General features: G+C 65.0%; 26 protein-coding genes and 1 pseudogene. 15 read left to right on the plus strand and 12 right to left on the minus strand.

The genetic code is table 11. The features are described from left to right. Positions 1 to 30 precede the first annotated feature (30 nt). Positions 31 to 1,029: an IS30 family transposase gene (locus tag ACRXBZ_RS01775; protein WP_433877461.1), complete on the minus strand. Its 999-nt coding sequence runs from the start codon at positions 1,027 to 1,029 to the stop codon at positions 31 to 33. A 364-nt stretch (positions 1,030 to 1,393) separates the two neighbouring features. Further along, positions 1,394 to 1,768, minus strand: a pseudogene (locus tag ACRXBZ_RS01780) (IS1634 family transposase); the annotation flags it as partial. Here ACRXBZ_RS01780 and ACRXBZ_RS01785 point away from each other — a divergent pair. From ACRXBZ_RS01785 to ACRXBZ_RS01805, 5 genes are all read left to right on the plus strand, one after another. After that, positions 1,689 to 2,000 (plus strand): integrase core domain-containing protein, encoded by a 312-nt coding sequence (locus tag ACRXBZ_RS01785; RefSeq protein ID WP_433877462.1) that lies wholly within the window; start codon positions 1,689 to 1,691, stop codon positions 1,998 to 2,000. The pseudogene ACRXBZ_RS01780 and the gene ACRXBZ_RS01785 sit on opposite strands and share 80 nt — an antisense overlap. Before the next feature lie 28 nt (positions 2,001 to 2,028). Further along, positions 2,029 to 2,880: a hypothetical protein gene (locus tag ACRXBZ_RS01790; RefSeq protein WP_433877463.1), complete on the plus strand. Its 852-nt coding sequence runs from the start codon at positions 2,029 to 2,031 to the stop codon at positions 2,878 to 2,880. Between the two features lie 125 nt (positions 2,881 to 3,005). After that, the gene (locus tag ACRXBZ_RS01795; RefSeq protein ID WP_433877464.1) at positions 3,006 to 3,914 is read left to right on the plus strand and encodes an IS5 family transposase; all 909 of its coding nucleotides are present in this window, start codon (positions 3,006 to 3,008) and stop codon (positions 3,912 to 3,914) included. A 186-nt stretch (positions 3,915 to 4,100) separates the two neighbouring features. Then, positions 4,101 to 4,565, plus strand: coding sequence for a hypothetical protein (locus ACRXBZ_RS01800; RefSeq protein ID WP_433877465.1), 465 nt, complete (start codon positions 4,101 to 4,103; stop codon positions 4,563 to 4,565). Then, positions 4,526 to 4,732, plus strand: a complete 207-nt coding sequence (locus ACRXBZ_RS01805) for a hypothetical protein (RefSeq protein WP_433877466.1) — start codon at positions 4,526 to 4,528, stop codon at positions 4,730 to 4,732. Before ACRXBZ_RS01800 ends, ACRXBZ_RS01805 begins: the two co-directional genes overlap by 40 nt. A gap of 268 nt (positions 4,733 to 5,000) precedes the next feature. Here ACRXBZ_RS01805 and ACRXBZ_RS01810 read toward each other — a convergent pair whose 3' ends face one another. Then, the gene (locus ACRXBZ_RS01810) at positions 5,001 to 5,123 is read right to left on the minus strand and encodes a hypothetical protein (protein ID WP_433877467.1); all 123 of its coding nucleotides are present in this window, start codon (positions 5,121 to 5,123) and stop codon (positions 5,001 to 5,003) included. A gap of 33 nt (positions 5,124 to 5,156) precedes the next feature. Here ACRXBZ_RS01810 and ACRXBZ_RS01815 point away from each other — a divergent pair, with 33 nt between their 5' ends. The 3 genes from ACRXBZ_RS01815 (at position 5,157) to ACRXBZ_RS01825 (ending at position 6,987) form a co-directional block, all read left to right on the plus strand. After that, a complete protein-coding gene (locus ACRXBZ_RS01815; RefSeq protein WP_433877468.1) occupies positions 5,157 to 5,621 on the plus strand; it encodes a hypothetical protein in 465 nt (154 codons plus the stop codon). 249 nt (positions 5,622 to 5,870) lie between these two features. Continuing rightward, positions 5,871 to 6,401 carry a DUF5994 family protein gene (locus tag ACRXBZ_RS01820; protein WP_433877469.1) on the plus strand — a complete coding sequence of 177 codons (531 nt, stop codon included), beginning with the start codon at positions 5,871 to 5,873 and terminating at the stop codon, positions 6,399 to 6,401. 136 nt (positions 6,402 to 6,537) lie between these two features. Further along, positions 6,538 to 6,987 carry an Hsp20/alpha crystallin family protein gene (locus tag ACRXBZ_RS01825; RefSeq protein ID WP_433877470.1) on the plus strand — a complete coding sequence of 150 codons (450 nt, stop codon included), beginning with the start codon at positions 6,538 to 6,540 and terminating at the stop codon, positions 6,985 to 6,987. Between the two features lie 55 nt (positions 6,988 to 7,042). Here ACRXBZ_RS01825 and ACRXBZ_RS01830 read toward each other — a convergent pair whose 3' ends face one another. The 3 genes from ACRXBZ_RS01830 to ACRXBZ_RS01840 form a co-directional block, all read right to left on the minus strand. Beyond that, the gene (locus ACRXBZ_RS01830; protein WP_433877471.1) at positions 7,043 to 9,097 is read right to left on the minus strand and encodes a putative bifunctional diguanylate cyclase/phosphodiesterase; all 2,055 of its coding nucleotides are present in this window, start codon (positions 9,095 to 9,097) and stop codon (positions 7,043 to 7,045) included. A 163-nt stretch (positions 9,098 to 9,260) separates the two neighbouring features. Next, positions 9,261 to 10,304, minus strand: coding sequence for a glucose 1-dehydrogenase (locus ACRXBZ_RS01835; protein WP_433877472.1), 1,044 nt, complete (start codon positions 10,302 to 10,304; stop codon positions 9,261 to 9,263). A gap of 51 nt (positions 10,305 to 10,355) precedes the next feature. Continuing rightward, positions 10,356 to 11,345: a fatty acid desaturase family protein gene (locus ACRXBZ_RS01840; RefSeq protein ID WP_433883776.1), complete on the minus strand. Its 990-nt coding sequence runs from the start codon at positions 11,343 to 11,345 to the stop codon at positions 10,356 to 10,358. A 457-nt stretch (positions 11,346 to 11,802) separates the two neighbouring features. On the opposite strand from ACRXBZ_RS01840, the gene ACRXBZ_RS01845 reads away from it, so the two are divergent. The 4 genes from ACRXBZ_RS01845 (at position 11,803) to ACRXBZ_RS01860 (ending at position 15,408) form a co-directional block, all read left to right on the plus strand. Continuing rightward, positions 11,803 to 11,979 (plus strand): hypothetical protein, encoded by a 177-nt coding sequence (locus ACRXBZ_RS01845; protein WP_433877473.1) that lies wholly within the window; start codon positions 11,803 to 11,805, stop codon positions 11,977 to 11,979. Positions 11,980 to 12,465: 486 nt separating this feature from the next. Continuing rightward, a complete protein-coding gene (locus ACRXBZ_RS01850) occupies positions 12,466 to 12,894 on the plus strand; it encodes an NfeD family protein (RefSeq protein WP_433877474.1) in 429 nt (142 codons plus the stop codon). Positions 12,895 to 12,904: 10 nt separating this feature from the next. Further along, entirely contained in the window at positions 12,905 to 14,149 is a 1,245-nt protein-coding gene (locus ACRXBZ_RS01855) for an SPFH domain-containing protein (RefSeq protein WP_433877475.1), read from the plus strand. Between the two features lie 137 nt (positions 14,150 to 14,286). Further along, a complete protein-coding gene (locus ACRXBZ_RS01860) occupies positions 14,287 to 15,408 on the plus strand; it encodes an IS630 family transposase (protein ID WP_433883777.1) in 1,122 nt (373 codons plus the stop codon). 9 nt (positions 15,409 to 15,417) lie between these two features. Here the strand turns inward: ACRXBZ_RS01860 and ACRXBZ_RS01865 are convergent, their stop codons facing one another. The 5 genes from ACRXBZ_RS01865 to ACRXBZ_RS01885 form a co-directional block, all read right to left on the minus strand. Then, complete coding sequence (locus ACRXBZ_RS01865; protein ID WP_433877476.1) at positions 15,418 to 17,733, minus strand: ATP-binding protein; 2,316 nt, start codon at positions 17,731 to 17,733, stop codon at positions 15,418 to 15,420. 187 nt (positions 17,734 to 17,920) lie between these two features. After that, positions 17,921 to 19,075: a DUF6262 family protein gene (locus ACRXBZ_RS01870; RefSeq protein ID WP_433877477.1), complete on the minus strand. Its 1,155-nt coding sequence runs from the start codon at positions 19,073 to 19,075 to the stop codon at positions 17,921 to 17,923. Continuing rightward, entirely contained in the window at positions 19,072 to 19,719 is a 648-nt protein-coding gene (locus ACRXBZ_RS01875; protein WP_433877478.1) for a tyrosine-type recombinase/integrase, read from the minus strand. Before ACRXBZ_RS01875 ends, ACRXBZ_RS01870 begins: the two co-directional genes overlap by 4 nt. Continuing rightward, the gene (locus tag ACRXBZ_RS01880) at positions 19,647 to 21,545 is read right to left on the minus strand and encodes a site-specific integrase (protein ID WP_433877479.1); all 1,899 of its coding nucleotides are present in this window, start codon (positions 21,543 to 21,545) and stop codon (positions 19,647 to 19,649) included. Before ACRXBZ_RS01880 ends, ACRXBZ_RS01875 begins: the two co-directional genes overlap by 73 nt. 32 nt (positions 21,546 to 21,577) lie before the next feature. Beyond that, entirely contained in the window at positions 21,578 to 21,823 is a 246-nt protein-coding gene (locus ACRXBZ_RS01885; RefSeq protein WP_433877480.1) for a hypothetical protein, read from the minus strand. A 175-nt stretch (positions 21,824 to 21,998) separates the two neighbouring features. Between ACRXBZ_RS01885 and ACRXBZ_RS01890 the strand changes: the two genes are divergently transcribed. The 3 genes from ACRXBZ_RS01890 to ACRXBZ_RS01900 all read left to right on the plus strand — a co-directional run bounded on the left by ACRXBZ_RS01890 (position 21,999) and on the right by ACRXBZ_RS01900 (position 23,046). Then, positions 21,999 to 22,493, plus strand: a complete 495-nt coding sequence (locus tag ACRXBZ_RS01890) for a hypothetical protein (RefSeq protein ID WP_433877481.1) — start codon at positions 21,999 to 22,001, stop codon at positions 22,491 to 22,493. A gap of 50 nt (positions 22,494 to 22,543) precedes the next feature. Next, positions 22,544 to 22,672 carry a hypothetical protein gene (locus ACRXBZ_RS01895; protein WP_433877482.1) on the plus strand — a complete coding sequence of 43 codons (129 nt, stop codon included), beginning with the start codon at positions 22,544 to 22,546 and terminating at the stop codon, positions 22,670 to 22,672. Between the two features lie 83 nt (positions 22,673 to 22,755). Further along, positions 22,756 to 23,046: a hypothetical protein gene (locus ACRXBZ_RS01900; RefSeq protein WP_433877483.1), complete on the plus strand. Its 291-nt coding sequence runs from the start codon at positions 22,756 to 22,758 to the stop codon at positions 23,044 to 23,046. A 349-nt stretch (positions 23,047 to 23,395) separates the two neighbouring features. Here the strand turns inward: ACRXBZ_RS01900 and ACRXBZ_RS01905 are convergent, their stop codons facing one another. Further along, a complete protein-coding gene (locus ACRXBZ_RS01905) occupies positions 23,396 to 24,481 on the minus strand; it encodes a hypothetical protein (RefSeq protein WP_433877484.1) in 1,086 nt (361 codons plus the stop codon). Positions 24,482 to 24,980: the final 499 nt, after the last annotated feature.

Genomic DNA, 24,980 nt, shown 5'->3' on the forward strand with positions numbered 1-24,980 from the left:
TGATCTTGATATGAGGGCGGAATCAAGTGATCATGGCGACATGTGGCTCGCCAACAAATCGTTGAAAACTTCGATCGGCTTACGCCAGTTCAACGTCTTACGCGGCCTGCCATTCAACTGTGCCGCTACTTTATCAAGCTCCTCCTGGGTGTGCAAGGACAGGTCTGTGCCTTTCGGGAAGTACTGGCGGAGAAGTCCGTTCGTGTTCTCGTTGCTGCCGCGTTGCCACGGCGAGTGGGGGTCACAGAAATAAATCGGTATACCGGTCCGGATCGTGAACTCGGCGTGACGAGCCATTTCTTTCCCTTGGTCCCAGGTCAGGTTTTTCCGCATGAATTCCGGCAGTGTCTCCATTTTTTTGGCCAACAGGAAGGCGACCCGTTCAGCGTTGCGGTCGTAGGGAATCCGCACCAGCATCACGAACCTCGTGGTTCGCTCGACGAGCGTGGCAATCTGAGACTTGTTGCCCTTGCCGATAATGAGGTCGCCCTCCCAGAATCCAGGTACCGCGCGGTCGTCTGCCTCTTTCGGGCGTTCGCTGATGTTCACCATGTCAAGGATCTTGCCCCTGGTCGAGGTTGCGCGGGAGCGGTTGACCCGGCGGGTCCGGCCCTGACGCAGGGCTATCTTGAGCTGCGTGCGCAGCTCGCCACGGGCTTGGAGGTACAGGCACTCGTAAATCGTTTCGTGGGAGACGTGCATTTCCGCATCGTCGGGGTGATCCTCGCGTAGCCGTTCGCTGATCTGCTTCGGCGACCATTTTTCCTGTAGGCCGTCGTTCACGGCATCGTGCAACCGTGTGGACGACACCAGTTTCCGTTCCTTCGGGCGACGCAGATTGTCCTCGGCCCGACGTTGCGCGTCAACAGCGCGGTATTCTTTCGCGCCACCGTTGCGGTCGATTTCCCGAGCGATCGTCGAATGATGCCGCCCCAGCACTTTTGCGATGAACCGAGCTGAACGATCTCTGCATAACTCCCGAGATATTATCTCTCGCTCCTCAAACCGCAATGGTTCGTGCCGGCTCATCCACCATTCCCATCGATCGACGCTACCAAGATTTTATCCAGCGTCGCTACGACCGTTTGACCCCGCCGAGGATCACCACAAGATCCACACCCAGCCACGAAAAAGCCTGCTGAACTGCGCTTTCACGCCATGCCAGCGGGCTTCCGCCAACGTCGGGCTGACAGGATTTGAACCTGCGACTCCTTGACCCCCAGACAAGTCCTAAAAGGACACTTACCTGCGAAAACCGAGAAACCGCAGTACAAAACACCCCAGGTTCCACAGATCAGGTTGCTGACTAGTCCGTGAAAACGTGGGTTGATCTGCGGGAATGCTGATTGGCCCGGTGACGGGGCGTGTCACTAGGCGGTGGTATCGGTGCTGGTCAGCGTGCTGCGGGTGTGGCCTGGTAGATGCGTCGGGGTTCGGGCAGGCTGAGCGTGTCGAGGATCTTCTTCTGGGTCGGTGACAGTTCGGTGCGCTGGCGGAACGAGCCGGCAGGGCCGGTGAATGTGCCCAGGTGAAGTCGCAGTAGCTCGTCGCGCAGGGTCGGCCAGGTGGCGGCTGTGCGGGTCTCAGCGATGCGGATCAGTAGCAGGGCCAGCCAGCAGAGCAGGACGTGGGCGCGTATGCGTTTCTCGATTCGGTGGTAGACCGGTCGCAGATCGATGATCTGCTTCATGTCACGCCAGCCACGCTCGACTTCCAGGAGTGAAGATTCCTCCCGGCTGCCCCGCGCGAACTGCTTCGCCGGGAGGTTCGTGCTCACCGCTAGAACCGAACTCACCGATCGCATGCTGATCTTCGGTGAACGACACTTGCAAACCGTGCTGGCCCACTACGTTCAGCACTACAACGGTCGGCGACCGCACCGAGGTCACCAACTCCGGCCTCCGCAGGCGGACCACCCCATCCCCAACCTCAACCACGAACGAATCAGACGCAGATCTGTCCTGGGAGGCTTGATCAACGAATACGAACGCGCAGCATGAAACCGCAGGTCAGCCCCACAGGCAGAGTATGGAAACCCCACAGGACACGGACCCGCAGGTTCATCACGAGATCCCCAAGCTTCAGGCAAAGAGCCTGGACGATGCCGCGTGGATCGCGACGATGAACGAGAAGGAGAAGGAGACCGGCGATAAGCTGCTCGCAGCCAACCATGCTTTCTTCAAGAAGATCAGGGATCGCGGCCTGAAGCACCCGGACGAGCGCACGTTCCTGATGAAGATCGCAGACGGGTTCGACACCGTCGTCACCGCAGTCATCAACTTCGTGGAAAAGGCGGCCGATTGGCTGGCCAAGAAGGTCGAGTGGGTCTGGAACAAGATCAAGGAAGCGGCCGGCTTGGGTCTGGGACAAGATCAAGTCCGCGGCGAAGGCCGTGGCGCACTTCTTTGGGCTCTGATCAGCGGACACAGGAAGGGAAGGCCACCAGCGAGCGCCGGGGGCCTTCTGCTGTTCCAGTCGTCCCCACGGAGCCGCTTGCGTGAGCTAACCGTTGCTTTTTCGGCGTGTACTAGCGGCACACTCAGCAACGCTGGCGCGGCCAACGGCGCCGCGTCAGAACTCGTCTCCCTCGAATACGTCGCTGTACCACTACGGCAGGGTGACCTGGCAGTTGCTTCTGGGCGTATGAAAGGGCCTCCGCAGCTGCGGAGGCCCTTACCGGAACGCCAGCTCGAGTTTGACGAGCGTCTTTCGCACTTCTGGACTCCGCCTGCTCCAGAACTTCCGGCGGGGCTCAGGACTACGAACGTCCTTGAGTTGGACCATGCATTCCTTCGGGGCTGTCACGCCATCGCCCCTTCGGTTCACCGACCCTCTCAATCGATTCACCGCACTTTTAGTACACGCCCGTTCAGAGCATAAGTCAAGTGAATCGATCCGTCTGAGAGACTGTTGGGTAACTGGGGCGACACTGAGCGTGGCGTGATGTTGATCACGGTCGGTGTGTCGAGATGACAAAGAGATCATCCCCGCCGTGATCTTGTTGTGTGTGCAACTGCGATACCGGCGGGGATGATCGCCGCCCATGTTATCCGTCCAGTCTGACCGATGAGGTGTGGGCGGTCCTGGAGCCGTTGATGCCGGTACGAGACCGCCGAAAGGGCGGTATGGCAAGGAAATACGACGATCGCCTGGTGCTGGACGGGATCTTCTACGTGCTGCGTTCGGGTTGTCAGTGGCGGATGATTCCCCGTGATCTGCTGCCCTGGGACGCGGCCTATCGCTGGTTTCGGGACTGGAGTGCCGACGGCACGATCGACCGTGTCCACGACGCGCTGCGCGATCAGGTTCGGCGCCAGGCCGGACGCACGGCGGACCCGTCGGCGGCCGTGCTCGACGCCCAGTCCATCAAAAGCAGCGAGGGAGGGCAGGAACGCGGGTTCGATATGGGCAAGAAAACGACAGGCCGCAAACGGCACCTGGTCGTGGACACCCTCGGCCTGCTGCTGGTCGTCATGGTCACCTCCGCATCGGTGCAGGACCGCGCGGAGCGCGGCGGGCGCGAGATCCTGCGACGCCTGGCGGCCCGGTTCCCCTCGATCGCTCTGGTGTGGGCCGATGGCGGATACGCCAACTCCGTCGTCAACGGCCTGCTGGCCTGGGCGAAGGAAAAACTCGGACTGGTACTGGAAATCGTCAAACGCAGCGACGATGTCAAGGGGTTCCAGGTGCTACCACGTAGGTGGGTGGTCGAACGAACTTTTGGGTGGCTGATCCGCAACCGTCGCCTCGCCCGCGACTACGAACGCCTGACCGCGAACTCCGAAAACATGATCAAACTCGCGATGATCCGCCTCATGGCCACCCGGCTCGCCGGCCAGAGCATCCGGTGGTCCAACGCCACCGAACGCGAAGCCGCCCGCCGACTCACCGCCGAAACCAACATCGCTGCGTAACCACCCAGTTACCCAACAGTCTCTGAGCTGCGGAAACTTGGTGCAGACAGAGTTTCCTGAACATCTGTGGCAGGCTGCGCCCGTGACGATCAGCGAGCGGATCGAGGCCAGACAGCGGGAAAACCGTGTGCTGCAACGAGTGTCACGGGCGGCGTGGCGGCTGGAGCAGGCCGAACAGGAACGGGTGTGGGCGCTGGTCTCGGCTCGGGCCGAGGGCGTCTCGATCCGGACGCTGGCGAAAGCGGCGGGGCTCTCGTCGCCGGGGCCGACGTGGAGGCGGCTGAGGCCGCGTTGGGCGAGCTGCGGGCGGCGGGCTGGCCTGCCCCGGAGGACCCGGACGACGGGGATGATCCCGAACTGGGCGGGCGGGACCAGGTGGCCGACCGGCTCAGTGATGAGGTGGACTGGCTGCGCCAGTGCGCGGCCTGGTTGACCCAGCTCACCACCGGCCGCTACCCGCCGGTGGTGAACCTGCGCCCGATCGCCGACTGGCCGGCCACCTGCAACCGAGCCGTGGATTCGCGCGGGTCGCCGCTGTGCTGGAGCGCATCGCCGCCGATGTGGACGAACTGGCCCGCGCCCGTCGCGTCGAGAACCTCGACGGCGCGGCCGTGCGTGCGGACGCGCGGGCCGAGCGGCGGCGTCGGCTGACCGAACCGGACCTGGACTTCCACACCTTCTGCGAGACCACCACCCTGCCGACCAGTTCGACGTCGCAACTGGAACGAGCCTGGGAAGCCTGGCAGGCCGAGCGGTACCGCCGGGGCGAAACCGAGCATCCGCCGGATCCCCGGGACAACCCGTTCCGTCCCCGCTGAGCACGCGCCGTTTTTCGCAGCTCAGACGGCTCGATTCATTGACTTATGCCCTGAACGGGCGTGTACTAAAAATGTGGTGAATCGATTGAGAGGGTCGGTGAACCGAAGGGGCGATGGCGACAGCCCCGAAGGAATGCATGGTCCAACTCAAGGACGGAGTTCAGAAATGCGAAAGACGCTCGACAAACTCGAGCTGGCATTCCGGTAAGGGCCTCCGCAGCTGCGGAGGCCCTTACATATGCCCAAAAGCGCCTCGCCTGCGTGGCGATCAGCGCCCGTGATCACGCGAATTACGTGCCCAGTACGCCTGTTCGGCCTCCAGCCGGGGGAGCAGTTCGTCTCGGGTGAGATTGTCGAGATCGGCCCAGGTGAGCCGTTTGAACCGAGCCATCAGAGCGAGCCTATCCGCCGGTGCTGGGCGTCGATGGAGTCGTATACGGTCTGCTTGCGCTGCCGCAGGTCGGCCCACGGTGCGCGAGAGCTGATCACGATCGACCCCGGGCTGTTCATCGTGGACTCCGGCCGTAGGTGGTGCGGCGGGCCCGCGCGGCGCTGGCCTCGGCGTGTTCAACGCCGTCGCCGCCGTGGCGGCTGTCCTGACCCGCCACCAGGGCGCCTTCCCTACCTCTGGTTCGCTGCACCGTCGCAACGTTCGCCCGCTCTGGGCCCGATCGCCCGGCTGGGCTGGCGGCTGTTCGGCCGCCGCATCCAGCTGCGCTTCTACCGCCAGTGCGACGCACGCCTGCGCAGGCTGGTGCAAGACCGCCTCGCAGGCGCGACCGCGCCGGCGAGCGTCCTGCACGAGGGAGACCTGGTGCTTGCGCCCTCCGGCATCCACCCCACCGCCGGTGATCTGCTCACCGTACGGTGGCACCATCCGGGTACCTGAACGTCACGAATTGCCGACAGGTCCAGCATTGCGAAGATCCCATTGAGTTCCGACTTGTATGTAGCTACCGGTTGGACAGGTTGGATGATCACTGGCCGGTCTGTGCCTAAGGCCCGCAGAACAGCCTCTCTGTTCCACGCGTTCAGGCGTAGGCTGAAGTCAACGAGGTTCTCGGCAACGTGAGCAGTCCCGCTTCCACAGTCCCGGGGGTCAGTACCGGTCGTCGAACGGCCGGGAGGGAGTTCCGGCATGGGACCCGACCAGCCAAACCCGGGCACCGCACAGTCCACCTCTGCAGGCGCCCGCGCCGCAGTCAAGCCGGAAACCGGCACGCGAGGTTTCGTCGACGGCGCTTGGTGGCCGCGATCGGCGAACCCGACGACGGAGTTCACCGCGCTGCTCACCGCTCTCGCCGCCACCCGCGGTCCGATGACCCGGCTCGCCTACAACCTGGCCGCGTGGGCGCCGGCCCCTCGGAAACTCCGCGTCGGGGGGCACCAGGTACGGCTCGAAGGCTTCCACACACTCGATCAAGACACGGTCAGCCTGACCGACCCGAGCGGACACCGAATGGTCCTGCTGGTCATCCCCGCGGACACGACCGAACTTCGCGGGAACGCGGTGCTGACGAGGGCGTCCGAACCGGACAACGTCGCCACACCCCACGATCTGCTCGCCGATGCCCCGAATTCCGTTCCTGCGGTCATCCCGCAGCCAACCGAGGCGTCGCCGGAAGCCCGCTGGGAGACCGACGGCGGCCACCTACTCACCGTCCGATAGACCCCGGTGGGTTGTCGTCTGCGGCCGTCGGGCGGCACGGGTCGGCCGCCGAACGGGGGCCTCGCGGACAAAACTTTCTCAGCAGGCGAGAACGGCAAACCCACCAGGTTTTGCGTTCGGAAGGAGGTGTTGTGCGATGCCGGTGCTGCAGTTCGACCCGTTCCGCGATATCAGCCGGTTGGCCAACGAGGTGTTGACTGCGGCGCGCACGCCGCAGCCCATGCCGATGGATGCCTACCGCCGCGGCGAGGAGTACGTCGTCGAGTTCGACCTGCCTGGCATCGACCCCGAGTCGCTGGAGGTCACCGCCGAGCACAACACGCTGACCGTGCGCGCGCAGCGCAGCGCGACCGAGTCCAGCAGTTCGGACGTGAGCTACCTGGTCACCGAGCGCCCCACCGGCACGTTCGCCCGGCAACTCCAACTCGGCGCCGCGCTGGATGCCGACCGCGTCCGGGCGGAGTACCGCAACGGGGTGCTGACCCTGCGCATCCCAGTAGCCGAGCAGGCCAAAACCCGCCGCATCAACGTCGCCCGAAGCGACGAAGCCCGCATGATCTCCGAGTCCACAACGGACCCCGATTAGACAGTCGACCTCTTCCAGCCCGCCGGTTCATGCACCCCGGAGGGTTGGCGCGTTCCTACTCCGGTTCCCGGGCGGGTGGATTTTCGAGGAAGGCGCGGAGCTGGTCGGCCGGGAGCGGGCGGGAGAACAGCCAGCCTTGGTAGAAGTCGATTCCGAGGTCGCTGAGGACACGGAACTGGCCGATGTTCTCGACGCCTTCGGCGACGCAGCTGCGTCCCATCGCGTGCCCCATGCCGGTCATGGCTTGGGCGATGGCGACGTCGGCCATGTCGGTTTCCACACCGGAGACGAACTGGCGGTCGAGTTTGATGATCTGCGTGGGCAGGTCTTTGAGGCGGGCCAGCGAGGAGTAACCGGTGCCGAAGTCGTCCAGGGCGAAGCGCACTCCGCATTCGGCCAGCTCGACCATGGCTTCCCGGGGCCGTGCGGGCAGGTCGATCAAGGACGTTTCCACGATTTCCAGAACCACGCGGTGCGAGTCGATGCCGCTTTCGGTGATGATCGCGGTGATCTCGTCGACGAATTCCGGGTCGTGGGGCAGCAGATCGACCAGGTTGACCGCGATGGCCACCGGGGGTCCATTCCGGACGGGCCAGCTGGCGGCCTCGCGCAAGGCGGTGCGCAGCACCCACCTGTCCAGTCCGCGCAGCAGGTTGCCTTGCTCGGCCACGCGCAGGATCACCTCCGGTGAGAGCAGGCCGCGGTCGGGATGTGGCCAGCGCACCAGCGCCTCGGCCATCACGACGGAACGATCACCGGCCAGGATCGGCTGGTAGTGCAGGACGAGGGAGTCGGTCTCCATAGCTGCGCGGAGTTGCTCTTCGAGGCCCAGTTGCTCCTCCACCGTGGCGATCATGGTGGGGGTGGCCAGCGACACCCGCCCGGGTCCCCGGGTCTTCGCGTGGAACATCGCCGCGTTGGCATAGCGCAGCAGATCCGCGCCGACGGTGTCCCGGTCGAGCATCGCGGCCCCGATCGAGGCCGACACGGCGACGGGATGCCCGCGCACGGGCACGCTCGTGCACAGCAGCCCCGCCACCCACATCGTGAAGACTTCCAGGCCCCCCACGGCGTCGACGTCCGAACAGATGATCAGGTACTTGTCGCCGGAAAGCCGGGCCGGCGTGCAGCCGGGCGGCAGCCCGTCCACGAGACGCCGCGCCAACGCCGTGAGCAGTTCGTCGCCGGCCTCGTGGCCCAGCGCGTCGTTGACGCGCTTGAAGTTGTCGATGTCGCAGAACAGCACGGCGACCTGTTCGGCGCCCCGGTGCAGCAAGCTGTCGAGCAGCTCGTTGAGGCCCGTGCGGTTGAGCAATCCGGTCAGATCGTCGTGGGTGGCCTGGTAGCGCAACGCCTCAGTCTGGCGCAGCCGCTCGGTGATGTCCTGGAACACCACCAGCCAGAACCGGCTTCCGTCGTCTGCCACCGACGCCGCACTGTGCACGTCGCAGTGCACGGCCTGGCCATCCGAACGCACCAGCACCCGCTGGTGCACCCGTGACCGGTTCAACGGTGCATCCATTGCCGCGGCGTCCACGAGGAGGCTTACGGCCCGGTCGTCGGGGTGCAGCAGGCCCGTGGCGGGCATGTTGTTCAGGTCATGCAGGCGGTAACCCAACAGGCCGCACAGCGCCTCGTTGGCATCCAGCACGCGCTCGGCTGCATCGAACAAGGCGATACCGGCCGGGGTCAGGTCGAACAGGTCGGTGAACCGCCGGCTCGACCGCTGCTGCCGGACACCGGCTTCGGTCTCATCACGGGTGACCTGGATGAAACCCCGCACGCCGCCCTCCGCCGACCGCTGCGCGATGAGCACCACGTGGGCCCGGAAGCGGGTGCCGTCCCGGCGCAGGAGCCAGCCTTCGTCCACATGGCTGCCGAGCTCGGCGGCCTGAGCCAGCTGCCATTCCGCGTGGTCGGTGACGCCCGGTTCCGCCGGGGAGAACACCGAGAAGTGCTGCCCGATGATCTCCTCGCTGCGATAGCCCATGATGCGTTCTGCCCCGTCATCCCAGCCATCCACCCGACCGGCCGCATCGAGCGCGAAGATCGCGTACTCCTGCAAGCCCGCGGCCAGCAGACCGAGGCGCGCCTCAGCCTTCGACTGCAACCGCGCAATCCCACCGTGCCCACCCCGGGTCACGAACTCGGTATCACGTTCCTCGACCATCAGGCCCCGATGTGTTCGATCCTCACCCTGATTTTCGCACCAACGCAGCCGGACTACGACTACAGCTTGCCGTCGAGCAGCACCCCGGGTCGGCTCATCGAGCTTAGGCCTGAAGGTCGACGACGACTTTCAACTCGTCGGGGCCCGTCTCGAAGACTTGGGTCCAGTCACCCAGCGGGATCCGGCGGCTGATCAAGGATCCCAGCCAGCTCCGGTCCGCGCCGGCCAGCGCCTGCACGGCTTGGTTGTAGTGGCGCAGGTTGGCATTCACGCTGCCCAGAACGACGTCGTTGTCCAGCATCAACTGGTTGTCGATCGCCGCTGCTGGGAAGGGCACGGTGCGGTGGTGGCCCGTGCTGCCGGTCAGCACCGTGATGGAGTTGCGCGCGGTGTGCCGCAGCACCTCGAACACGACCTTCCCGGATCCGGTCGCCTCGATCACGACATCCGGTTCACAGCCCAGATCGTCCAGCGAGGTGTGGTAGGTGGCGCCCAGCGCGCGCACCAGATCCGGCTTGGGCCCCTCGGTGGCGTGGTCGAGAACGTGCATGTCCAGGCCGCGTTGCGCGCCGAGCAGCGCACCGAGCAGGCCGATCGGTCCGGCGCCGGTCACCAGCGCGTGACGGGGAGCGAAGTAGGCTCGTCTGCCGATCGTGTCGACCTGCTCCCACGCCTTGGCCACCGCCGATGCGGGCTCGGTCAGCACTCCCAGATCACCGAGCGCCGGGGTGACCTTGATCGCGAACTGGGGCTCGACCGTCCATTGCTGAGCACCGAATCCGTCCAGTTCCTTGATGCCGCGCTCGGTGTACTCGCCGTTGAGGCAGAAGTCCCACTGCCCCGCCGTGCACGCCTCGCACGGCTGCGGGTCCGGACGCCGGACGACGCCCACCACGTAGTCGCCCTCCTGGAAACCGCTGACCGCGGGCGCGTGGATCACCCGACCCACAGATTCGTGAAAGAGAACCATCCGGTCTTGCCCCGGCGGCAACACGCCACGCGCGCGTTCGGTGACATCACGATCAATGTCGCAGAACCCCACCAACAGGCCACGCACCAGCAGCTCCCCCGGCTGCGGCACGGGACCGGGCAGTTCGGTGACCGCCGACAACTCCGGCCTGCCTGGAACCACGGTGGCGGCCTTCACCAGAAAACCCTCCCGCGTCGTCGGATGCGTGCGGACATACGACCAGAGCGGCTACGAGGTGTTGCGGCTGCTGGACGGGTGTCGCAATGGCATGCCGACCGCGTGCAGGTGCCGCAGCACCTGGGCGTAGCAGCTGAGCAATTCGAACTGGCTGTACGAAACTCCGCGACTGGTGCAGAACCGGCGCACCAGCCGCTGGGCATGTCGCAGGTTCGGCCGCGGCATGCTCGGGAAAAGGTGATGTTCGATCTGGTAGTTCAAACCTCCGAGCAGGAAATCCACGAACCAGCTCCCGCGAATGTTGCGGGAGGTGAGCACCTGCTTGCGCAGGTAGTCCAGCCTGTCTCCCGCGGACAGGGTCGGCATGCCCTTGTGGTTGGGCGCGAACGCGCACCCCATGTACACGCCCCACAGACCCTGGTGCACCGCGATGAACACTACCGCCTTCAGCGGCGACAACACCAGCAACACCACCACCAGATAACCCACCACGTGCGCCGCGAGCAGCACGGTTTCCACCCGGTGCGCTTTCACCTCCCGCCGCAGCACGGCCTGGATGCTGCGGACGTGCAGGCCGATCCCCTCAACCGTCAGCAGCGGGAAAAACAGGAAAGCCTGGTACTTCGCCATCCACCGGACGATGCCGCGCTTGGCGCGGGCCTGCTCGGTGGTGAACGCCAGAACCCGGATCTCGATATCGGGATCAGCGTCCTCGTGATTCGGGTTGGCGTGGTGGCGCCGGTGCTTGCCGACCCACCAGCCATAGCTGATCCCGGTGAGGCACCCGTGAACATGCCCTACCAGGTCGTTCGCCCGGCGCGTGCGGAAGATCTGGCGGTGCCCGGCATCATGTCCGATGAAAGCGAGTTGGGCGAACGCTCCCGCGAACGCCATTGCCGTGAGCACCTGCCACCAGGAGTCGCCAAGCACTATGAACGCTGCGCCGGCGGCCGCGAGCAACCCTCCGTTGATGGCCATCTTCGCCGCGTAGTAGGCGCGACGATGATTCAGCAGGCCGCGTTGCTTGATCAACCGGGCCAGCTCGGCGAAATCACTGCCTCGCCCTGCGCTCCCGTCACCGACCGGGCGCGCCTCCGTCCGGCGGTGTTCACCCGAAGTCCCGAGGTCTCCCCGCGAGATGGGTTGCCGCGACGACCGCCTTCCACCGCCAGTGGGCGGCGCATCGGAAGTCATGATCGCCCGCCCCCCTTACGACCGATCGACACCCGTCTTCCTGTGTGCCCTCGGGAGCCTAAACCCAACACGGAGTTGCCGCAGGCACATCATGCCCCTGCCCCTGCCCCTGCCCCTGCACTGGCGCTTGGCGACGTCGCCGAGTCCGTCACCACATGGGTACCCATGCGCGCGGCCGTCACGCGAGTGCTGCCGTTGCTCGGCGAAGGGCAACCAGCAGCGTGCCGAACTACGCTCGGGAACAGCAGAGGACAGGAGCGTGCACTGAGGACCACGTCAGTGCGGACCGGATGAGGAGTGCGCGATGAAACACCCCGAGGAGTACGCAACAGCAGAAGAGAGCCTGCAGCAGGCGAAGGACCACTCCACCGAGGAGATCCGAGAGGCTCGTCTGACCGAGGCCGCGGTGTGGGCGCGACTGGCGCAAGCGGCTGCAACGGTCTACGCCGCCGACCAGCAGAGGGCCAGCGAGCGGCCCTGACCCGGCCCGACCTGCCACAACGCCGCCTTCGAGCACGACCATCTGCGTCGCCCCGACCTACGCAAATAGAGATCCATCAGGTCAAGGGGATTCCGTTGTGGACCGTTCAGAGCGGTTCGATGCAGTTCAGCGCACATCGATCGTCCCAAAATCCTCCCAATTCCCCGCTCCCATCGCAGACGTCGGGAACGAAGCTTGATTCCAGGACCATGGCTCGATGTGCCTGTCCGCGGCATCACCGGTTGGTGTGATCCTTTGCCCCGTCCGAGCCGGGCAACAAGGACATCCAGCCCTTGACGGCGGAGGTCCTTGCCTGTCGCCAGGCCCAAAGTCGCACATCACCGCACACCTAGTCGATGTGGGGAAACAGCCGAGGCCCGAGTCGTATCGAGTGGCTCGTACATCAGATGTCTCCGGGTAGCCGCCACTTGTTGACGAGGCGGTTTACGCCAGCCACGGCCTTGTGTCGTCTGTCACTATGAATGCATGGTCGCGCTGGTGTGGTTGATCGCAGGCGTGGTCCTGATCGTGGCCGAGGTCATCTCGGGTGAACTCGTGTTGCTGATGCTCGGCCTCGCGGCCATGGGGGCTGCCGGAGCTGCGGCGTTGGGAGTGCCGCTAGGTGTCGATGCCGCCGTGTTCGCCGTGCTGGGACTGGGATTGATCTTCGTCGCTCGGCCCGCGCTGAAACGCCGGCTGAACCGCGGTATCGAGCTGAAGACCAACGTGGAAGCGCTGATCGGCAAGAAAGCGGTCGTCGAATCGACCGTGGATGCCACGAGCGGCCGGGTACGCATCGACGGCGACGTGTGGTCTGCCCGGGCGTTCGACGGGACCCAGGTGCTGGAGACCGGCCAGACGGTGATGGTCATGGACATCTCCGGGGCCACCGCCGTCGTGTGGGCCGAACCCTGAGGAGGCTGACGTGGACCCGTTCGGACTGATCGTCCTCGCTGTCATCGTGCTGCTGGTCCTCGTGATCGCGGTGAAGACCGTGCTGGTGGTGCCGCAGGCAACGGCTTCGGTGATCGAACGACTCGGCCGGTTCCGCAACGTGGCCGAGCCGGGCCTGAGCTTCCTGGTGCCATTCCTGGACCGGGTACGCGCCCGCGTCGACCTGCGCGAGCAGGTCGTGTCCTTCCCGCCGCAGCCGGTGATCACCCAGGACAACCTGACGGTGTCCATCGACACCGTGGTGTACTTCCAGGTCACCGACGCACGCTCGGCGGTGTACGAGATCTCCAACTACATCATCGGCGTCGAACAGCTCACTACCACCACGCTGCGCAACGTCGTCGGCGGCATGAGCCTGGAAGAAACCCTGACCTCCCGCGACGCCATCAACACCCAGCTGCGCGGCGTGCTGGATCAAGAGACCGGGCGCTGGGGCATCCGGGTCGCGCGGGTGGAACTCAAGGCCATCGACCCACCCCCGTCCATCAAGGACTCCATGGAGAAGCAGATGCGCGCCGACCGCGAGAAGCGCGCGACCATCCTCAACGCCGAAGGACAGCGGGAATCGTCGATCAAGACCGCCGAAGGCCAGAAGCAAGCCGCGATCCTCGCCGCCGAAGGCCAGAAGAAGGCGGCCATCCTTGGCGCGGAGGCCGACCGCCAGTCCAGCATCCTGCGGGCGCAAGGCGACCGCGCCAGCCGCTACCTGCAGGCACAAGGCCAGGCCAAAGCCGTCGAGAAGGTCTTCGCGGCCGTCAAACGCGGCAAACCGACCCCGGAACTGCTGGCCTACCAGTACCTGCAGACGCTGCCGCAGATGGCGCAGGGAAACGCCAACAAGGTATGGGTCGTGCCCAGCGACTTCAACAACGCCCTGGAAGGCTTCGCACGGATGCTCGGCGCGCCCGGCGCCGACGGCGTATTCCGCTACGAGCCACCGACGGAAGAAATGCCCACCACTGCGCCCGAAGAAGAAGAGGAATCGGTCAAAGCCTGGTTCGATACCTCCACCGCCCCAGAGATCGCGGAAGCCGTGCGGGCGGCCGAAGAGGTCGCCCGTAAGGAAGTGCCCAGCCCGAGCAGCATCAGCGGCGGTCCGGTGCCCATTCAGCGTTCGAGCGTTCCGCAACGTGCACCGCAACCGTCACCGAGTCCGCATCCAGGTTCAGCAGAATTGTCCGATGTGGAATCTTCTGAACGCGACCAACGCGACTGAGATCTTCCAGAACAACACGGCGCCACCATCACCCTCAACCTGAGGGTTGTCCAGCCGGTGCAGCAGCTCCGGCAGCGAGGGGTTGCCCAGCGAGATGGTGACCCCGCCGAGCCGATAGGTAGTGTCCTGCACCGGAAATTCATGGTCGAAACAGGCTATACTGCGGAAATGGCGAGGGTTGGGCGGCCGAAGCTGAGTTGGTGCTGACCGACGATGAGCGTTCGACGTTGCAGCGTTGGGCTCGGCGGGCGAAGAGTTCGCAGGCTTTGGCGTTGCGGTGTCGGATTGTGCTGGCATGCGCCGATGGTTTGTCCAATGTGGATGTCGCCGAGCGGTTGCGGGTGTCGCGGCCGACGGTGGGCAAGTGGCGGTCGCGGTTTGTCCAGCGACGACTGGAGGGGTTGGCCGACGAGGATCGCCCAGGCGCGCCGCGGAAGATCACCGACGAACAGGTGGAGAAGGTGGTCGTCTCGACGTTGGAAGAGACACCGAACAACGCGACGCATTGGTCGCGTGCATCGATGGCGAAGCGTTCCGGGCTGAGCAAATCGACCGTGGGGCGGATCTGGAAAGCGTTCAACCTTAAACCCCACTTGGCCGACACATTCAAGCTCTCTACCGATCCGCAGTTCATCGAGAAGGTCCGTAACGTCGTCGGCCTGTATATGAACCCGCCCGAGAACGCAGTGGTTCTGTGCACCGATGAGAAATCCCAGGTGCAGGCGCTGGACCGGTCGCAACCGGTACTGCCAATGATGCCCGGCATGCCCGAGCGTCGCACCCACGACTACGTGCGCAACGGCGTGACCAGCCTGTTCGCCGCCTTCGACATCGCCACCGGCAAGGTCATCTCCTCGCTGCACCGCCGGCACCGCTCGGTCGAGTTCCGCAAATTTCTCACCAAGATCGACAAGACCGTACCGGCGGAGTTAGGCGTCCATGTCATTTGTGACAACTACGCCACCCACAAAACTGAGATCATCCAGAAATGGCTAGCGAAGCATCCTCGATTCCAAATCCACTTCATCCCGACCGGATCGTCCTGGATCAACCAGGTCGAACGCTGGTTCGGCGAATTGACCACCAAACTCCTGCAACGCGGCGTGCACACCAGCGTCCAGGCACTCGAGGCCGATACCCGCAACTGGATCGACGAGTGGAACAACGATCCCCGGCCGTTCATCTGGACCAAGAGCGCTGATGAGATCTTGGAGTCACTCCGATCATATTGTCAACGCATCTCCGGCGCAGGACACTAGCACAGTCGCCTACTCGCTGGTCGTAGCCATCCACATCGCGATCTGAGTACGGGAGCTGAAACCGAGCTTGGTCAGGATGTGCTCCACATGGGCCTCGGCCGTGCGCGGGGAAATGACGAGGCTTGCCGCGATCTTGCGGTTGCTCATCCCTTGAGCGACGAGTTCAGCAATCTCGGCCTCGCGGGGGGTGAGCACGGCGCGCTGGGCCTTCCCTTCAGCCTCGGTACGCGGCTGCTCAGGCACGGGATAGGGAAGCGACAGTGCCACCGCTTCCTCCAGGGTGCACCGGGCGCCCTCGGCGTAGCACCTAGCGAAGAGATCCGCATCGAGCTCCATGCGCACCTGTCGCTCGACCTCGTCGTGCGCGAACCGGTGGATCGCGTCGTAGGACGTGTTGGCACCGCTGCGCTTCCACATGGCAACCGCCGCTCCGAGCAGGGCTGCGGCCCGTTCCCACTGCGCGTTTTCGGCCTCGCACCACGCGATGACCTCAATGCAGAACGACAGCCCCGTTTGGTCGTTGACTGGCTGCTGCAACCGAATACTTTCGTGCAGCAGGTACAGCGCCGTGTTCGGGTCCCCGCGCCGCCAGCTGTACACGGCCTGCAACCACAGGGCGTACGACTTCGACCACAGCGCACCATGGCGCTCGCAGAAGTCGAGACAGCGGCCCACCAAGTCCCCGGCGCCCGCCTCGTCCCGGTGCAACGCGATCAACGCAAGCTGGAACATGCAGTCGAACGCGCAGTGCAGATGACCTGGACCAGCGCGGAGGTGCCCTTCGAGGGCCTTTTCGAACAGCTCCTGGGACCGGTCGAGGTCGCCCTGCATGAACGCGACGAGGCCGGAGCACTGCCAGATCTTCGGGTAAAAGACGTTGGTGTGGTCCAGTTGCTCGGCCAGTGCCCGGCAAGCCTCCAGCGTGCATTCCCGCACGCCCTGCTCGCCGAGCAGGATCGCCAGCAAGCTGCGCACCCAGAGGGCCTTGGCGCGAACGGCGCTGGGCTCGTCGTCGATGGCCAGCGCCCGATCCAACCAGCCGAGCCCCTCCTTCAGGTGGCCGGAGGAGATCCAATGGTACGTGGGTCCGGCGACCTCCAAGGCGGTGCGGCTCTCACCGCGGCTGAGGCAGAACTCGATGGCGGCCCGGAGGTTGGGGTGCTCGCGGCGCAAGTGCAGCAACCACTCGATCTGACGGGGCCCGAAGCACTCAACCTCGTAGCGCATGGACAGCTGCCGGAAATAGTCGCGGTGGCGGATGCGGAACGCCTCTTCCGTCCCGGACGCGGCGAGCCGAGCGAGGCCGTACGACTGGACGGTTTCAAGCATTCGATAGCGCGCCTTGCCGTAGGTGTTGTCGAGCCGGATGACCACGGACTTGTCGAGCAGACCGGCCAGCAGGCCAAGAATCTCTTCGCGCGGTACGTCGTCGCTAGAGCAGACAGACTCGACCGCCTCCAGATCGAACCCTCCCGTGAACAGCGACAACCGGCTCCACAGCGCCTGCTCCTGAGGCGAGCACAAGGAGAAGCTCCAGTCGATGGTGGCCTGCAAGGTGCGTTGGTGCGGCCGCGCGCCGTGGTGTCCATCGGTGAGCAGTCCGAACCGGTTGGCCAGCCGGGATAGGACCTGCGCGGGGGTCAGTTTGGCCACCCACACTGCGGCGAGTTCGATCGCCAGCGGCACCCCATCAAGTCGCTGGCAGATGGCCACCACGATCTTCCGGTTACTGTCGGTCAGCTCGAAGGTCGGTGCCGTGGCCTTGGCGCGCTCGACGAACAACTGCAGGGCCTCATAGCAGTCACTATTTCCCGAATTTCCCGACGAAGAGACGGGGAACGGATCGACGTGCATGATCTGCTCACCCTCGACCCCCAACCGCTGGCGGCTGGTGGCCAGGACGATAACGCCGGGTGCCACCGGCAGCAGCTTGCCCAGCAACAACGCGCACGCGTCCGGCAGGTGCTCGCAGTCGTCGAGCACGATCAGTGTGCGCTTGTCAGCCAAATGCTCCGCGAGCTGCAGGGGCGTCACGAACTCGTCACGCAGCCCGACCGCGCCCGCCACGGTCTGGGCAAGCATCGTGGGGTCAGTGAGATCGGCCAGCTCCACCAGCCACACGCCGTCAGGAAAGGCACGCTGCGCCGCCGTGGCGACCTCCATGCCCAACCGGGTTTTACCGACCCCGCCGGTGCCGGTGAGCGTGAGAACTCTGCACTTGGAAAGCAGCGACCGAGCCACCGCGATCTCCGTGCGCCTTCCGATGAAGCTGGTCAACGCGACCGGCAGGTTACCTGGCCGACCTGCCCGTTCGATGACAGCCATCGGACCACCCCCGATGGACGGGTCTTATCAACGCCAGTATGCGCCTGCTTTCTCAATCGGCCAACGACCGACCAAGGTGCGGCTCACACCGCACCCTTAATAAGTTATGTGAGTGGGTGTTTCGCGCGTCAGACTTTGTGGCTCAGGGGTTATGTAGGGTTCTGCGCACGAGGTATGACGATGAGCCTCACGGGAAGCTCCTCGCTGAGTCGATATCAGGGAGATCGATATCGAGCTGCCCGGCGCCGCTCTGGACCGCAACGGCGTTATCCCAGTCCGCTGCCGGTCGACACGCGCCTCGGTGACCGCGGTGGCTCTGCTCCCGGTTGAGCCGGCCATGTGTCCCGTGTGTCCGAGGCGGAAGGAGGTGGCCGGTGGCTTCGAATACGGACATCCACAGGTCACCGTCGGGGTCGACCTGGTTGCGATAGCTGATGATCAGTGGCATAGGCACGTGTACGAAACGCCGTCGCCAGCGCACGACGGCTGTTTCAGTACGCCCAAAGGTGAGCCGGCCGCCGGCGGATTGGGCGAGGAGCGGGTCGCTCATCATGGCCAGCCACTCGGCGGGCTCGCGGTTGGAGGTCAGCACGGTGGATGCGGTGTGGTGGCGGGCCACGACGAGCTCGTAGAAGTCGGCGGTTTCGGTTGCCTCCAGTGGCTGGAGGGCGAAGTCGTCGATCAGCAGGAGCTGGACCTGGGCGAGTCGGCGCATCTCGACTTCGACGCTGTTGTCCAGCCGGGCGGCCTTAAGCCGTTTGAACAGCGCGTCGGCGCGGAGCATGAGCACGCTGTGCCGGCGGCGCACGGCGATGTGCCTGAGCGCGGTGGCCAGGTGGGTCTTGCCGACCCCGGAAGTTATCTGCGGTTCGATCTTTAAATTGCGGTGTCTGCGCAGGTCAGGTTGTTGTTGCGATTGATAGATCGTTGGTGGGTTGCCAGCCTCGTCGGGTGAGCTCGCGGCGCAGGTCGAGGTTTTTCCGTGGGCTTGTTCCAGGGCGTCGCGGAGCGCTTGGACTTCGGCGCGGTGCTGTTTCTTGAGGCGTTCGATCTGGGTGGTGAGGGCGAGCAGCAAGTTGTTGTCGGTGTCGCTGGTGTCGGAAGGTTGCGGTTGGGGCCGGTGGCGGGCGCGTAGGTGCTCGATGCGGCTGCGGAGCTGGGGATGGTTGTAGAGAAACGCGTGAGAGACATCGGCGGCGCGGGCGACGGCTTGGAACGTGATCGGCTCGCCACGTTTGATCAGGTCGCGGATGGCCTGCTCGGCGGCGGCGGTCTTGGCCTGAGACTTGGCCTTGGCCGCAGAGGTCAGCACCGCGATTCGTTCGGTGCGCCTGTTGCTCACCGTGGGGTTCCTGGACGCTGCAGGGTGATGGGGACGGGACCGGTGGTGGGCGTGGTGGGACAGCCGGCGCCTTGACAGGCCCGGCCGGGTTTGTCGTTGAGCGCCGCCAGCAGGCGCTGGAGCGCTTCCCGCTCGGCCTGGCGTTGGGCGAGCCAGACGTTGTCGTCGGGCATGGGCCGGCCGTGCCGCTCGAGGAAGGCGGCGGCGGTTCGTTGGATCAATGCCTCGGTTTCCTCCAGTTGCTGGGCCAGGGTCTGGGCGTGCGTGTTGTCGGTGACGAAGACCGCGCAGGTCAGGCAAGCGTTTCTCTTGTCACAGCTCTGGAGCGGTGGCAGTAGGCACCAGCCGTGCGGCAGGAAGCGGTCGGCGCGGTCGAACAGGTGCAGCCGGTCGTGGTCGTCGCGGGAGAACACCACGGTGGTGCCGTCGGCTTTGAGTTTGCGGGTGGCCAGGAACGCCTGCTCGGCGTGTTCCTCGCGGTGCGCGATGTAGTGCATCGACATGGACGGGGTGGCGTGCCCGGCATAGCGCTGCAGGACGTGGATGGGCAGGCCGAGCTCGGCCAGACGGGTCAGCTTGGTGTGCCGGAACCGGTGGGTATGGCTGAGTTGGACGAGGCGTCCCTTGCCGTCGGTGATCCGCACCAGATCGCTGAACTCGCGCAGCCGCCAGTTGTAGGTCCCCGATGGGTAGGGCTTGACGCCGGACCGGTTGCCCAGCAACTGGACGAACAACTGCGTCGGCCGGACATCGGGGAGCCGTTGGCGGACCCAGCGCTGCTGTTCTTCGATGATCGCCACGACTTCGGCGTCGACGAGGATGGTGTCGGGTGCGATGTCGATTTTGCTTTGGGCGTAGCGGGAACGGGCGATCTCCTCGCCCTCGGCGGCCTCGACGGCGCGATCAGTGGTGCGGACAGGCAGTCGAAGTCGCAGAGACGGATCTCACTGGAGCGGCGGGCGGTGAGGATCTGCAGCAGGATCATGCGCATGGCCTGCGGGTCGTTCATGCCGGTGGCCGTGACCGTCTCGCCGTCGCTGCGGATGATGGGCATCTGCCGGTCTTTGGACAGGCCGAGCAGCGGGAGCGCGGCGGTGATCTGGCCCAGCGCCTGGTCGTCGACGTAGTGCTCATCGTTGAGCAGGCGTTCATGCGGGATCCGGGAGACCTGCCGGAACCAACTGGCCGCGTGAGTGGCGGTGACCCGCACCCAGGGTTCGGCCAGGCTCCCCAGGACGCGGCGGGCTTCGCCGGAGTTGGCGGCCATGAACTCGAACAGTTCGCCGACCGCCCGCACGTCGTCGTTGAGCTGCCGGGCCGCGACCTTGGCCACTATCCGGCGCTGCTTGGTGTGGTCGCTGCGATTGGCAGGGTCGGCGTCCCACCGGCGAAACGCCGCCGCCTGACCCGCGGCCGCGGCCGGGTCGCCCAGGACATCCAGTGGGTTGTCGAAGGCGACCTGCAGCCACCGGTCGAAGCGGTGCAGGCAGCGCAGCCGTTCCTGGCTGACCGTGGTCCAGCGCAACGTGCCGGCCTCCAGCATCGTGCCCAGGCACCACTTGACCGCTTCGCGCAGCCAGGGGTGGGTGATCAGCGTCGGGGAACAGCCGTAGTGCGCCATCGGCTCGCGTTCGGACAGCTTGCGCCGCAAGGCGTTCACCTTGTCCCGGACCGTGCCCTCCCGCAACGGTGCCAGCAGTGGCGGCCGGGACAGGTTCACCAACAAGGAACTGTCGACGGACAGCGGCAGCCCGAGTTCGGTGGCGCGGCAGGCCAGCAGGGTCAGGTAGTCGGCGAACAGCCGCTCCAGGTCGGCGCCGACATAGACCCGCCGAGGCCGCATCATCTTCACCCGCGCCCCATTCGGGTTGTCCTCCCGCGGCACCACCTCGACATACGGGGTTTCGCCGCGACCCATCACGAAATCACTGACCCACATGCCCAACACCTCCCCCAACCGGCAGCCAGTCTCAGCAAGAAGAGAGAGCAGCAGCCGGTCCCGCAGGTTCCCCACCCAGTCCCCAGCCGTGGTGTCCGCGATGGCACAGCCATCCAGGATCGCCTGGATCTGCGTCGGCAGAAGCACCGGCGGCCGGTCCTGGCGTCGCGACGACCGGCGCACCCGCACCAGTGAGGACGGCTTCGGTGCTTCACGAGCATCCAGGTGAGCGAGAAGACCCCGGGCCGGCCGGCGGCGCGGGGCACCCCGTAGCAGACGCTCCGCGACGGGCACGTCGTGGACCGCGTGCTGCCATCGGTAGAAAGAGATCAGCGCCGCCAGCCGCGCCTCCAACGTTTCGGCCGACGGCGACTCGACGGGCGCGGCGATCGCGTGCTCGACGGTGCGGCCGTTGCGCAACCAGGACAGGAACCCCGCCACCGCCGGAACCCCCACCACACTCCAGCCGTTGGCCTCGCCGCGCTGCTCCAGAAACGTCCACCACTGGGCCAGCGACGTGGCATATAACATATCCCAGTACCTCTGTCATCCCGGCACTGAGCTCAATACTGTCGCTGCTGGCCATCAAACTCACCACCACTCGCCGGGTCTCCCACGTCGACGACATCGCCACCGATGCTGGTGCGGCACTGTTCGCCGGGCTGACCAGCCTGCCCAAAGCCACCGCGCTGACCACCTACTCCTACCGGCTTGATCACGCCCGGCAGCAACGATTCCTTGCCGCGCTGGACAAAGCCAGCCTCACTGCCGGGCTCGCGCACGGCGAGACAATCAACCTCGACTTCCACGCCGTCATGCACTGGGGCGACGATCCCGCACCGGAAAAGCACTACGTGCCACGACGTTCACAGCGCACCCGCTCGGTGTTGACCTTCTTCGCCGAAGACGCCGCCACCCACACCCTGCTCTACGCCAACGCCGATCTCGCCAAAGCCAGCCAGAAGGAAAACCCGCCGGGTCCGCGTGATCGAAGACCCCGCAGCCACACTCTCGGCCTACCCCGGCACGCTGCGCCAACTCGCCATCACCGGGCTCGGCCACGACGAACCCACCATCCTGATCACCAACCAGCCCGACACCCCAACCAAACACGTGATCGAGGCCTACGCCCGGCGGATGGCCATCGAGCAACGCCTCGCCGAAGCCATCCGCTCCTTCGGCCTGGACGCCCTCTCCGGCGCGGTCCCACTCAACATCGACCTCGACGTCGTGCTCTCCGTGCTCGCCCACACCGTCTGCGCCGCGCTACGCCGACGCCTTCCCGGCTACGCCACCGCCACACCCGACACCCTCCAACGCCGATTCCTCTCCACCGGCGGCACCATCGAAAACCGCGACAATGAGATCATCGCCCGCCTCGATCGACGCGCTTACTCACCCGTTCTCCGCCAAGCTGACCTCCCCACCGTCGAGGTCCCCTGGTGGGGCGGCCGCCGCCTCCGCTACGAGTACGAGTGATCAAACTGGGGTCGAATCCGCTGCGCGAGAATCGGCGTTAGCACCACCTCTTGCTCCGGAAGGCCAGGGAAATCCAGACCGAGCAGCGCGCGGACTTCATCGACCAGGTCGGCTCCGACATGATCGTGCTGCCACCGGAAGATGCCCAGGAGACGCTGCGGGAGCACCACCGTCGCTAACGGCAGCGGGCGATGAGCAAACTCGATGACAGAACCGCCAAGCGAGCGGCGAAAACCGGTCCAGCACCGAGCAGCTGGGGCAGTTGCCCGAGGAACTGCTCGCGGCTGACAGCGTCGCACTGATCTACGACGAGGTCGAAAGACTCAATTACTACCGCGACTTCGGCCGCCTGGACGCGCTGTTCGCCGATCCTGGGCTGGCACGCGACCGTACCTACCTCGCCCAGCTACGCGAGGACCTGAACGACGAGTCGGTGTCGCCACTGGCAATCCGCCGGCTCGTACAACAACCGGTGCGTCACCACGGCCCGCAGGACAATGTGGGCAAGGGTCCGATGAGCCGAATGCAACGCGTGATGGCGCCGGTCAAATGACCTGCACCGACAGCGCGTGTGCCTGCAACCGCCCGGCATACGACGGCGAGAGCGTGGCCTGCTGGCGATGCGTCTGCTCGATCTGTGGCCTAGCGCCCGCGGCGGCAACCGCCTGGTCACCTTTTTCCGCCGGACCAATGGCGGGGTGTCGACCGAGGTCTTCGATTACCTGAGTTACGCCAGCAGCTGCTTCAACCTGCCGATCGGAACTGTCGCTGTGTGGTCTCAGGAGATTCAGGGGGAGGGCCATCAACCGGTAAGCCGGAGAGCAGGTCACGCCGCCGCGTCACAATGCGAACGCTGCCCCCGCACACGTCGAGGGCAGCGTCGCGTACTGCGGACGTGAGGACTATGTCCAGGTGGTCTTAGCGATAGTGACGCTGCTGTCCTTGATCTTCTCGGTCGTCACCGCGTCCTTCGCGAGCTTCAGTTCTGAAACAGCGCCGTCCGCGAGTTTCTCGCTCGTCACAGCCGCTGCAACCAAATGGCCGGTGATCACCGAGTTGGGTGCGAGTTCGTTCCCCGTAACGGCGTTCTGAGCGATCTTGTCCGTGGTCACAGCCCCGGACATGAGTTTCTGGCCCGTGATGGCGTTGTCCGCGATCTTTCCGTCCGCCACGCAGTTCGGGGCGAGTTGCCGGTCGGTGACGCAGTTGTCCGCCATCTTGGCGGTCGTGACGGCCCTGGCGTCCAGTGCCTCCGTCCCCACCGCATTGGGCGCGATATGGCTGCTCTGGACGGCTCCGATCGCGATCTTTTGAGAGCTAACCGCGCCATCCATGAGCTTCTTTTCCTGCACCGCGTTGTCGGCGATCTTCTCAGCCGTGACAGCATTATTGGCGAGTTCCCTGCCTGCGACGGCGTTCTCGTCGATCTTTCCGGACTTGACCGCGTTGTTCGCGATCTCCCTGTCGGTGACCGCATTCGGAGCGATCCTGTCGCTCGTGACGGCGTCCAGCGCCAATTTGTCGGTGTTCACCGCGTTGTTGGCAATCTTGTCTCGTAGGACGGCGTCCTTGAAGATATTCTCGGACTTGACCGCATTCGGAGCGAGTTCAACGTCAGTAACCGAGTTGTCGGCGATCTTCGGAGTCGTGACCGCGTTGTCGGCGAGCTTCGCGGCCACGACCGCGTTGTCGGCGAGCTTCTTCGAGTTGACCGCATCCTTGCCGATCTTCGTGGTCGTGACGCAGTCCTCCGCGAGATGACGGTTCTGAATCACACCGTCCTTGTCCTCCAGGTACTTCGTCTGCATCTCCCGCACGGTATTTTCAAGTTCTGCGATTCTGGTTTCTAGCGTATCCACGTACTTCATGCGATCAAGCTGGTCCCGGAGACGGTTGACCTGAACGACGGCCTCGTTCCAGTCACTCGTCGTAATCTCCTCACCATGCCCCTTGGTGGACAGTGGGTACTCTCTGGTGTGATTTGACATCTTTTTCCTCTCTCTGCGTGCTTTCGAGATCGGAGCGCTTCACCCCGTAGCCCCATCGTGGTTTGACGACGCGGCCATCGCGAGTCGGCCACACGATGCACACCTAATCGAAGGATAATTCAGCGAAGAGATCGGAAAATATGGACTCCAGGTAATCGCAATTGTGTATTTCTCTGCCGGTTTGCGAACACATCGACGAAATCAACTGGTCCTAATCTGGCGTTCGCAGGTCCACCCGCCACTGTCGGTTACCCGAACTGATCACGGTAGGGGCCGCGTTACCGTTTTCGTGGCTCTGATCTTGGAACCCTGATCGCCAGGTCCGGCATGACTTTGGCCCCCAGCCGAACGGATGAGGTGCGCCGTTAGCCGCTTCGCTGTACCCCAGCTCAGCTGGGAGGAACTTGGAGGAAGGTTCTTGGGGCGCCTGACTTACCTGAACGAGAAAGCGGGAAGGGACGAGAGCATGTGAGGGAAGCATTGGTCGTCTGGAGGCATT

The sequence above is a fragment of the Saccharopolyspora hattusasensis genome (assembly GCF_050972075.1).
Lineage (GTDB): Bacteria > Actinomycetota > Actinomycetes > Mycobacteriales > Pseudonocardiaceae > Saccharopolyspora > Saccharopolyspora hattusasensis.

Coding starts and splice junctions, on each gene's coding strand:
- ACRXBZ_RS01775 (WP_433877461.1), bottom strand. CDS start 1,029: ATGAGCCGGCACGAACCATTGCGGTTTGAGGAGCGAGAGATAATATCT.
- ACRXBZ_RS01785 (WP_433877462.1), top strand. CDS start 1,689: ATGTCACGCCAGCCACGCTCGACTTCCAGGAGTGAAGATTCCTCCCGG.
- ACRXBZ_RS01790 (WP_433877463.1), top strand. CDS start 2,029: ATGGAAACCCCACAGGACACGGACCCGCAGGTTCATCACGAGATCCCC.
- ACRXBZ_RS01810 (WP_433877467.1), bottom strand. CDS start 5,123: ATGGCTCGGTTCAAACGGCTCACCTGGGCCGATCTCGACAATCTCACC.
- ACRXBZ_RS01815 (WP_433877468.1), top strand. CDS start 5,157: ATGGAGTCGTATACGGTCTGCTTGCGCTGCCGCAGGTCGGCCCACGGT.
- ACRXBZ_RS01820 (WP_433877469.1), top strand. CDS start 5,871: ATGGGACCCGACCAGCCAAACCCGGGCACCGCACAGTCCACCTCTGCA.
- ACRXBZ_RS01825 (WP_433877470.1), top strand. CDS start 6,538: ATGCCGGTGCTGCAGTTCGACCCGTTCCGCGATATCAGCCGGTTGGCC.
- ACRXBZ_RS01845 (WP_433877473.1), top strand. CDS start 11,803: ATGAAACACCCCGAGGAGTACGCAACAGCAGAAGAGAGCCTGCAGCAG.
- ACRXBZ_RS01850 (WP_433877474.1), top strand. CDS start 12,466: ATGGTCGCGCTGGTGTGGTTGATCGCAGGCGTGGTCCTGATCGTGGCC.
- ACRXBZ_RS01865 (WP_433877476.1), bottom strand. CDS start 17,733: ATGGCTGTCATCGAACGGGCAGGTCGGCCAGGTAACCTGCCGGTCGCG.
- ACRXBZ_RS01880 (WP_433877479.1), bottom strand. CDS start 21,545: ATGTTATATGCCACGTCGCTGGCCCAGTGGTGGACGTTTCTGGAGCAG.
- ACRXBZ_RS01905 (WP_433877484.1), bottom strand. CDS start 24,481: ATGTCAAATCACACCAGAGAGTACCCACTGTCCACCAAGGGGCATGGT.